Below are 9294 nucleotides of genomic sequence, written 5' to 3' on the forward strand. Positions count from 1 at the left end.
TGAGCGGCTCTTGTCCCATTTCTTTTCATTATAGGTAATTTTTGAATCGGCATTGAGGATGACTTCAGATTGATCCGGAAGTGAAAAACTTTTTTGTTCTGCAAGCCCTGCTTCAACAGTCTCAATACCTGTATTAAAAAACAGAAAAGCTGAAATAATTACTGCAACAACTGCAGCATATTTTAAAAGGCTTTTCCACTGCAGTGAAATTACTTTAGGCTTGTTATGAGTTGCTGAGCGGATTTTCTGCCATACGCGTTCATCGTGATAAACCGGTGTCTCAAGTTCCTTAGTAGCTTCGGCAATTTTCAAATAATCATTATACAGCCCAGAATCTTTCAATTGTTGAAGTTCTTCCGGACTGATTTCGTTATTTAAATACTTATGCAAAAGTGTATCATTCATGGCCTATTATAATGTCAACTAGTTAAACAGTTTCTAAATGGATTACCCTACCTTTCTTTAAATATTTTTTACTTCTTTTCTCAAAGATACCAAAGCTTGACTCATTCTTTTTTCTACAGCTTTCACCGAAATATCAAGTATTTCGGCAATTTCACTGTATTTTTTACCTTCAATCCGGTTCATTAAAAAAGCAGTGCGCTGGGCTTCGGTAAGTTGTTCAATGGCTTTTTGCAAACGCTCGCCAAACTCTCGCTCTTCCATTAAATATTGTGGAGTTTGTTCGTTAATTTTATGTGTCTTGTTAGAAACATATTTTAACACCACTTTTTTATGTGCATAGTCGTTGAGAAAAGCGTTGTTACAAACAGTAAACAGAAATGACTTGGCCTTAGCCTTAGGTACTTTTGCACATTTTTCCCAAAGCTTTATAAAAGCATCTTGTACTAAATCTTCAGCCTGATCCACATCGCCACATTTAAAGTAAATGAAGTTAAAAAGTGAGGGTGAAAGTTTTTTAAACAAGCTGTTAAATATAGATTCGGTACAAACATTATCTGAATTACTCATAATCAAATTAAAAGTTATGTAAATGTATTTAAAAGTTTTTGATATATTGGGTAGGGTAATTGCAAACTTGGCTGTTTCATTCATATAACAACAAAAACTAGACATTATGAAACGTATTCAAATAACAAGTTTACTTCTGTTGTTCTTAGGCTTTATTTTATTTTCTTGCCAAAAAGAAGAAATGGAAATCATTGACAATACACCCGGTGAAGCCATTACTTCAGATTCCCCATTGGCGAAACTCTTGCTTGATGCAACAAGAAACAACGGAAATATCGATGATTTTATTGACGGCACACCTTGTTCTTCAATACAAATGCCGTTTGATGTGATTGTAAATGGTCAAACCATTACAGTAAGTAATCAAATACAACTTGAGGCGTTGGCTCAAATTACCTCACCCATCACTATTGTGTTTCCCATCACTGTAGTTTTTGAAGATTTTACTACACTCGTGGTCAACAGTCAGCAGGAACTTAATGCTTTGGCACAAGCATGTCAGACATTTAACAATGCTATAGATTGTGTAGAGCTCGTGTATCCGGTAACTTTTTTTGTTTATAATGCCAACAATGAACAAACCGGAACAGTGGTCATAAACAGTAATGCAGAATTATTTGCTTTTATTTCAAGTATGGGAACAGGTGTTTATGTAGCTTTACAATTTCCCATAACAATAATTTTAGCCGATGGCAGTCAAGTCATAGTAACCAGTCACCCACAGCTACAAGCTATAATTGAAGGCTGTGAAGACACTATTCCTGACCCGCATACTCCGGCTGATTTAGAAACTATTTTGACAACCGGGAATTGGTTTATTAACTTGTTTTTTGATAATGAGGATGAGACCTACTTGTTTGCAGATTATGAATTTACTTTCAACTCAGATGGATCTGCTACGGCAAGCAGTAGTTCAAATACGGTTAATGGCTCGTGGTTTATTTTTTCATCATCAAGCAGTGGTTTGAAATTAAACCTTGACTTTGGTGACGATGAACCGTTTGATGAACTGGAAGAAGATTGGAAAGTATTAGACTTTAACAACGATCAAATCAGGTTGAGAGATGGAAGTGACCTGCTCACTTTTTCAAGAACACCCTACTCTGATGGTAATACTAATATACCGCTTTTAAAAGATATATTAATAGACGGACTGTGGTATGTAGCACTTTATCTGGAAGATGGTGATGATGATGAAACGTCAAACTTTAACTCATTTCAATTTAACTTTCAATCAAACGGAGTGGTGAGCGTTTCAAACAATATTATAACCCTTAACGGTAATTGGTTTGTAACAGCCGGAGGTAGTGGTAACCTTAAACTAATATTGAGTTTTATTGATGTTTACCCCCTTGATGAACTTGATGAAGACTGGCTGGTTGTAGAATTTCAGAACAATCAAGTCAAATTAATAGAAGATGACGATAGTAGTCCCGATGAACTAATATTTGAAAAATTATAAAACCATTACTAACAATTAAATAAACTCAGAACTATGAAAAATCAAATCTTAAGCATTTTCCTTTTAATTTCAGCAAGTTTTTTTGCTTTGTCTTGTGATTCTGATGACGACTCCTCGGATAACAACAATAATGTCATTGTGCAGCTTGAAACTTCTATCAAAGTTGGAGCCTGGCGGGTGAGTAACTTTGTTGAAGACGGAATCGATCAGACCCATCACTTTAGCGGTTACGCATTTACATTTAGTGAAAACGGAACCGTTTCAGCAACTAACGGGACCAATACTGTTACAGGAACTTGGGCGACCTCCAGCAGTAGTAGCAGTGGTTCTAAGTTTATTTTGAATTTTAATGCCAGCAGTGGTCCATTTGAAGAAATCAGTGAGGACTGGCGCATTGAAAGTGTAACAACGATTTTGATTGATTTAAAACATGTGAGTGGAGGTGACGGAAGTATTGACCTTCTTACGTTTGCAAAAATCTAGTTTTCCTTTTTTTTCCCCAATTTGTTAGTGTAAGGCCCTTTTCCTTTAACGGAAGAGGGCTTTGTCTTTTTTGAGCCGGGTTCTTTCTGTTCCGGTTTTGGCCCACGTCGATAAATAATCAAGCCATTGAGAAAATTCCTCAAAAACTGATCGCCGCATTCCATATACTTGGGGTGGTCTTCCCGCCGGAACAATGCGCCCAACTCGGCTTTAGAGACCTGAAAATCCACCAGACCCATTATTTTTACAATATCATCATCGGTGAGTTTTAATGCTACACGTAGTTTTTTGAGTATGTCGTTATTAGTCACGGTCCGGTTGTTAGTTAATGCTTAATTGTTGTCAAAACGATGAAGGTACAAAAATTTATAATTTATCTGAAAATTTAACAATTGTGACAAGTGAAAAAAGGGGATTTTAATTAAAGTGAAAGAAAAAGAAAACAACAGCTGCCCATTCTTTTTTGATGCCACGGGCATAACCGATGGTGGAATAGCTGCTATTTTGAACACGTCCATCGTCCTTTATGTAACCAATAGTGGAGTAACTACTGTTTTGTACCCGACCATCATCCCTTACATAGCCCACAGTGCTATAGCTGCTGTTCTGGATCCTTCCATCATCACGTATGTAACCAATTGTGGAATAACTGCTGTTCTGAATGCGCCCGTCATCCCTGATGTAACCCACGGTACTGTAACTTGAATTCTGAATCCTTCCGTCACTTTTAATATAACCTGTAGTGCTGTAACTGGAGTTTTGAATAGTTTGTGAAAAACCAAGTTGGAAACTCAACAATAAACCGAGGGAGAGTAGGAGTGTTTTCATAATGATAGATATTTACAACTATCAAATTTACCTATCAAGTACTTTGCCGAAAAAAAATACCCGCGAAGGCGGGTATCTCAAAATAAAAGAACACCCAATGTTACATCAGGTGTTTTTTTATTAAAATTATAAATTATCCTCCCCCTTCGGGGGAGTTAAAGGGGGCTTATTACTTGATTATCTCATAACTCCTCTTAATAAACGCTGTAAGTTCTTCACCTTTCAGCAAGTTTTGGGAGAGTTTAGCCAAATCCAGTGCCTGATTGACCAGGCGTTCTTTTTTCTTCTGGGTTTTGGTGTTCAGTATTTCTGAAACGAGTTCGTGATTTGTGTTGACCACAAGATTGTACATTTCAGGCATATTGCCCATTCCAAACATTCCCCCACCACCGGTCTGACTCATTTCTTTCATACGTCGCATAAATTCGGGCTGTGTAATCACAAACGGATTGGCAGAACTGTCCATCGCCTCTAATTGCACTGAAAATTTTTCTTTGGGAACGATTTCTTCAAGAGTTATTTTCAATTTTTCCTTTTCTTCATCACTCAATTTTGAAATAACCGTGTCCTCTTTTTTGATGAGGTTGTCGATATGGTCACCGTCAACACGCACAAAACTTACTTTTTCATTTTCAGCTTCCAGTTTTTGGATGAGGTGTGGCACGATGGGGGAATCGAGCAGTAACACTTCATAACCTTTATCTTTTGCTGCCGAGATGTAAGCGTGTTGCTCATCTTTGTCTTTTGCGTAAAGAATCACAAGTTTTTCATCTTTATCGGTCTGGTTGTCTTTGATTTTTTCTACCAACTCAGCATAGGTGAAATAGTTACCGTCCACAGTAGGGTAGAGGGCAAATTTCTGTGCTTTTTCAAAGAATTTATCCTCTGAAAGCATACCATATTCAATTACGATTTTGATATCGTCCCATTTCTTTTCAAAATCTTCGCGGTTGTCATTGAATAGTGAAGTGAGCTTGTCAGCTACTTTTCTTGTGATGTAACTGGATATCTTCTTGACAGCTCCATCCGCTTGCAAATAACTTCGCGAAACGTTTAACGGAATGTCCGGCGAATCAATTACCCCGCGCAACATAGTCAAAAAGTCGGGCACGATGCCTTCTACATTATCGGTTACAAATACTTGGTTTTGATAAAGCTGTATGCGGTCTTTTTGGGCTACCATTTCCTGGTTTAACTTAGGAAAATACAGGATTCCGGTTAGGTTAAACGGATAGTCCACGTTTAAGTGAATGTGAAACAGTGGCTCCTCAAATTGCATAGGGTAGAGTTCGCGATAAAAGTTTTTATAGTCTTCGTCTTTGAGGTCTGTAGGTGTTTTGGTCCAGGCCGGATCAGTGTTGTTGATGATGTTGTCCACTTCTTGGGTTGGAGCGGGTTCATCTTCCTTAGCACCTTCAGGTTTTGGTAAAGTTTCCGTACGGGTTCCAAATTTGATGGGCACCGGCATGAACTTATTGTATTTTACGAGAAGCTCGCGAATGCGGCTTTCCTTTAAAAATTCTTCGCTATCATCTGCAATGTGAAGGATGATTTCTGTGCCGCGTTCTGTTTTGTCAGCGGTTTCCAGAGAAAATTCCGGCGAACCGTCACAGGTCCAGTGCGCCGCAGGGGCATCAGTGTATGATTTGGTGATGATTTCCACTTTTTTGGCCACCATAAAAGCGGAGTAGAACCCAAGTCCGAAATGCCCAATGATACCGGCGTCTTTGCCATTTTTGTCTTTGTATTTTTCGATAAATTCCTCAGCTCCTGAGAATGCAATCTGGTTGATGTATTTTTCTACTTCATCAGCTGTCATCCCGATACCCTGGTCAATAAAGTGCAAGGTTTTGTTGTCTTTGTCAATTTTGACTTCGATGATGGGGTTGCCATATTCCACTTTGGCTTCACCAATAGAGGTGAGGTGCTTTAACTTAAGCGTAGCGTCTGTAGCATTTGAAATCAGCTCACGCAGGAAAATCTCGTGGTCGCTGTATAAAAACTTCTTAATTAACGGAAAGATATTCTCTACCGATACATTAATGTTTCCTTTTGTCATGGTATTTCTGTTTAAAAGTGTTTGGGGTGGTTATGGCAAAAAAAGTACCAAGTCGGATGGTGTGACAAGATGGCATTTATAGTTGGTGAGTTTATGAGAGGTGAGAGGTGAGTTTTTAGCCAACAATTTTGAAGAAATGATATATTTTATTCAACATTAATCCTGATTTCTTTTTGGGTTTCACCATAATTTTTAAGGGCACTTATACTCAATATTGTCTTTGCTTCATTAAAGCTGATTTCTTTTACTAAAATTTCTTCTGAGAGAATCTTTGTCGGTTTTGGTTTCGAAAATTTTATTATTTCAAATAAAGGTGAACAGTCGCAGTATAATCGTTCCCGACGCAACAATTAGGAATAAGGAAAGCAGTTCTTTGTTGATGTTTTTCATTGGGTTTGCCGAAGCCTTATTTGAAACTTATCAAACTTAGTTGATTTCTACAAATGACCAACACAGTTTAAATACGAGATATTGACTGTTTTATTCACAAAACAATTGGGATTTTTAACAAAACTTTCTGTTTAATAATTATACTAAAAGAATAAACATACTTAAATTTACACTAAGTGATTGATGGGAAAATCAATTGATATGAAAAACTAAAATTTCAATTCGTTTAGAGAATTTTTTAATTATTGGTTAGGTTGTTTTTAAAGAGGCATGCTCAATTTTCTACAGGGTATGTCTCTTTTATTTTATATTATGCGTGCATACAAAAGAGGTATTAAACCTCTTTTTCGTTGGTTTATAATCTTTATCTTGCCTGTTGAATAAGAGACTAAAAGATGAGAAAATTATACAATTCTAAAATCAGTGGTTTGGGAAGTTATGTTCCTGACAATGTGGTGACTAATGAAGATTTATCAAAAATGATGGAAACCACAGATGAGTGGATTCAGGAGCGCACAGGCATCATTGAAAGACGCTGGGTGGTTCCGGGTAGCGGTGAAACAACTTCATCAATGGGGGTTAAAGCCGCCAAAAAAGCCATTGAACGTGCAGGAATTTCAAAAGACGATATTGATTTTATCATATTTGCAACCCTAAGTCCCGATTACTATTTTCCGGGACCGGGGGTGCAAGTTCAGCACGCTCTTGATATAAAAACTGTAGGTGCATTGGATGTGAGAAATCAGTGCTCAGGATTTGTATATGCCATTTCAGTCGCAGACCAGTTTATCAAAACCGGAATGTATAAAAACATTTTAGTGATTGGTTCTGAACTACATTCACACGGGCTTGATAAAACCACAAGGGGAAGGGGAGTTTCAGTGATTTTTGGCGATGGTGCCGGCGCAGCTGTTTTAAGTCGTTGTGAAGATGAAAACAAAGGAATATTATCTACCCATTTGCATTCTCAAGGCGAACATGCCGAAGAGCTTTCGCTTGTTGCACCCGGAATGGGAAAACGTTGGATCAATGATATTCTTGAAGACAACGACCCCAACGATGAGTCTTATTATCCTGTAATGAATGGGCAGTTTGTGTTTAAAAATGCCGTGGTGCGCTTTTCTGAAGTCATTATGGAGGGATTGATGACAAACGGACTTAAAAAAGAAGACATCAATATGTTGATTCCCCATCAGGCCAATTTGAGGATTTCTCAGTTTATCCAAAAGAAATTTGGTCTTGATGATGACAAGGTGTACAATAACATTATGAACTATGGTAATACCACAGCCGCTTCAGTTCCCATTGCCCTGACCGAAGCCTGGGAAAATGGTAAAATCAAAGAAGGAGATTTGGTAGTATTGGCGGCATTTGGCAGCGGATTTACCTGGGGCAGTGTGATTATCAGATGGTAGTCAGAAAGAGACTTTAGATGTAAGATTTTAGATTTCAGGCTTTTGAATGTAGAAATTGAATGCTATTCACAAAAACTGCATACTGCTACTGATCACTAATCACTAAATCTTAGTTGTCTAGACTGTTTATAAAAACAGTAATCTTCTCAACCAATTCGGGCATGATAGGTCTCTGTGGCTCGTTATAGGATTTGGCATTTTCAATATTGTCTCCGGTTGCGATTTCTTTAAATACATGATTCATGTTTTCGATAAGGTACATTTCTGCCAATGGTTTTGCCCTGTGCAATAACCTGGCTTCTTCCACATTTACTTGTATATCCTCTGTTCCGTTTAGAATTAAAACGGGCATATCCAATTTGGCTATTTCCTGCTGCGGGTTATATTTCATCCAGCTATACATAAACGGCTGAACACTTTCCCTGAAAATGGAAGACAACATAATGCTGAAATTTCTAGAAGTACCTGTTTCGCGCATTTCGTCAAAATTTTTACGGGCTTCATCAGCCAATTCGGGATTTTGTCTTCTTAGTTGTTCTACAATCACATTGTCAATTGCTTGACCCGCACCTGCAATGGAAATAAATGCATCAGCACCATTGTTGGCAGCGACCATGCCTACAAGTGAACCCTCACTGTGTCCTGCGATTATCAGATGTGAAAATCGCTCGTCACCCTGAAAATGCTCTATCACGGCAATGGCATCATCAATAAAATGGTCAAATTTGATATCTTCCTCTCTTAAGCGCCCTTGTTGGGCCATCTTTACCAATCTTTTATCAAACCTAAATGAAGCTATATTTTCTTCTGCAAGGCCTTCTGCTAAATATTTCAGTGAGTGATTTTTCATATTTGGCTGATTGCCATCCCGGTCTGTGGGTCCCGAGCCCTGAATGAGTATAACCAGTGGGGTTGGGCTCTCTGTGTTTGGAATCAGCAAAGTGCCCTCAATCTGGTCGTTGATGGTAAGTTCTTCAGAAATATATTGGTTTTCCTGGGCAAACCCGGAAATAATAATAAAGGTGAAAATTGCAATAATGTAATTTTTCATTGGGTATAATCTTTATATGCATTGATAACGTTCTTTACTTCTGTTTCATTTTGTGTGCCAAAAAGTATTTTTTTGCCGGACTTTAACTTAACCTGAATGCCTTTGTTGCCTTTTACATTGTAAGCCCTTCCGCTAAGGCCAAAACGAATTCCCCAACCGCCATACTCCCTTAAGGGGCTGTATTGCCTCACATAACATTCTTCTATTTCATGCCAGGGAATCAATTTTTTCGGTATTGGAAAAAACTTGTAATGAATCCCTTGAGCATCGATGGTGGTTTCCAACCGTAAATAATACAGCAAAACTATGACGCCCAGCGTCAAAAGTGATGGAAATACCAAAGCCCAGGAAAAAGATTTGTCAAAACCATTTTCGCTTGATAGCGTTATTACTGGAATCACTGTAGATAAAAATACCACAAACAGTAGAATCCACACCCACCACTGGTCAAACCTCTGTATCTCTTTGTAAGGTTTCATTTTTGTCAAATTTTGTTTTTAGTTTTTTTTCGGTTTTAGTAAACATAGTAACAATTGAGAATAAAATCAAAAGAAGTAAAACTACTACCTTAAATCCGCAGGTTTCAATTAAAAAGAAAAGGAAAAGCCCCTAAAACTAAAGGTTAAAAGGCTTT

9 protein-coding genes and 1 pseudogene are annotated in these 9294 nt (G+C 37.8%); 3 read left to right on the plus strand and 7 right to left on the minus strand.

The window, feature by feature from the left end:
• Positions 1–405 (minus strand): annotated as a pseudogene (locus tag AC6F75_RS02445) (FecR family protein); the annotation flags it as partial.
• Positions 406–462: 57 nt separating this feature from the next.
• Complete coding sequence (locus AC6F75_RS02450) at positions 463–972, minus strand: RNA polymerase sigma-70 factor (protein WP_500713349.1); 510 nt, start codon at positions 970–972, stop codon at positions 463–465.
• Positions 973–1078: 106 nt separating this feature from the next.
• On the opposite strand from AC6F75_RS02450, the gene AC6F75_RS02455 reads away from it, so the two are divergent.
• Entirely contained in the window at positions 1079–2434 is a 1356-nt protein-coding gene (locus AC6F75_RS02455) for a hypothetical protein (protein ID WP_500713351.1), read from the plus strand.
• A gap of 33 nt (positions 2435–2467) precedes the next feature.
• Complete coding sequence (locus AC6F75_RS02460) at positions 2468–2917, plus strand: hypothetical protein (RefSeq protein WP_500713353.1); 450 nt, start codon at positions 2468–2470, stop codon at positions 2915–2917.
• Here AC6F75_RS02460 and AC6F75_RS02465 read toward each other — a convergent pair.
• The 3 genes from AC6F75_RS02465 to htpG all read right to left on the minus strand — a co-directional run bounded on the left by AC6F75_RS02465 (position 2914) and on the right by htpG (position 5804).
• Positions 2914–3228, minus strand: coding sequence for a DUF1456 family protein (locus tag AC6F75_RS02465; protein WP_500713355.1), 315 nt, complete (start codon positions 3226–3228; stop codon positions 2914–2916). The genes AC6F75_RS02460 and AC6F75_RS02465 overlap by 4 nt on opposite strands.
• A gap of 106 nt (positions 3229–3334) precedes the next feature.
• On the minus strand, positions 3335–3745 hold the full coding sequence (locus tag AC6F75_RS02470; protein ID WP_500713357.1) for a 5-fold beta-flower protein: 411 nt from the start codon (positions 3743–3745) through the stop codon (positions 3335–3337).
• A gap of 169 nt (positions 3746–3914) precedes the next feature.
• Positions 3915–5804 carry a molecular chaperone HtpG gene (gene htpG / locus AC6F75_RS02475; RefSeq protein WP_500713359.1) on the minus strand — a complete coding sequence of 630 codons (1890 nt, stop codon included), beginning with the start codon at positions 5802–5804 and terminating at the stop codon, positions 3915–3917.
• A 785-nt stretch (positions 5805–6589) separates the two neighbouring features.
• Here htpG and AC6F75_RS02480 point away from each other — a divergent pair.
• Entirely contained in the window at positions 6590–7609 is a 1020-nt protein-coding gene (locus tag AC6F75_RS02480; RefSeq protein ID WP_500713361.1) for a beta-ketoacyl-ACP synthase 3, read from the plus strand.
• 109 nt (positions 7610–7718) lie between these two features.
• Here AC6F75_RS02480 and AC6F75_RS02485 read toward each other — a convergent pair whose 3' ends face one another.
• Together AC6F75_RS02485 and AC6F75_RS02490 are read right to left on the minus strand one after the other, a co-directional pair.
• Positions 7719–8660 (minus strand): alpha/beta hydrolase, encoded by a 942-nt coding sequence (locus AC6F75_RS02485; protein WP_500713363.1) that lies wholly within the window; start codon positions 8658–8660, stop codon positions 7719–7721.
• Positions 8657–9139, minus strand: a complete 483-nt coding sequence (locus AC6F75_RS02490) for a hypothetical protein (RefSeq protein WP_500713365.1) — start codon at positions 9137–9139, stop codon at positions 8657–8659. Before AC6F75_RS02490 ends, AC6F75_RS02485 begins: the two co-directional genes overlap by 4 nt.
• Positions 9140–9294 lie beyond the last annotated feature (155 nt).

It is taken from the genome of Planktosalinus sp. (genome assembly GCF_059864935.1).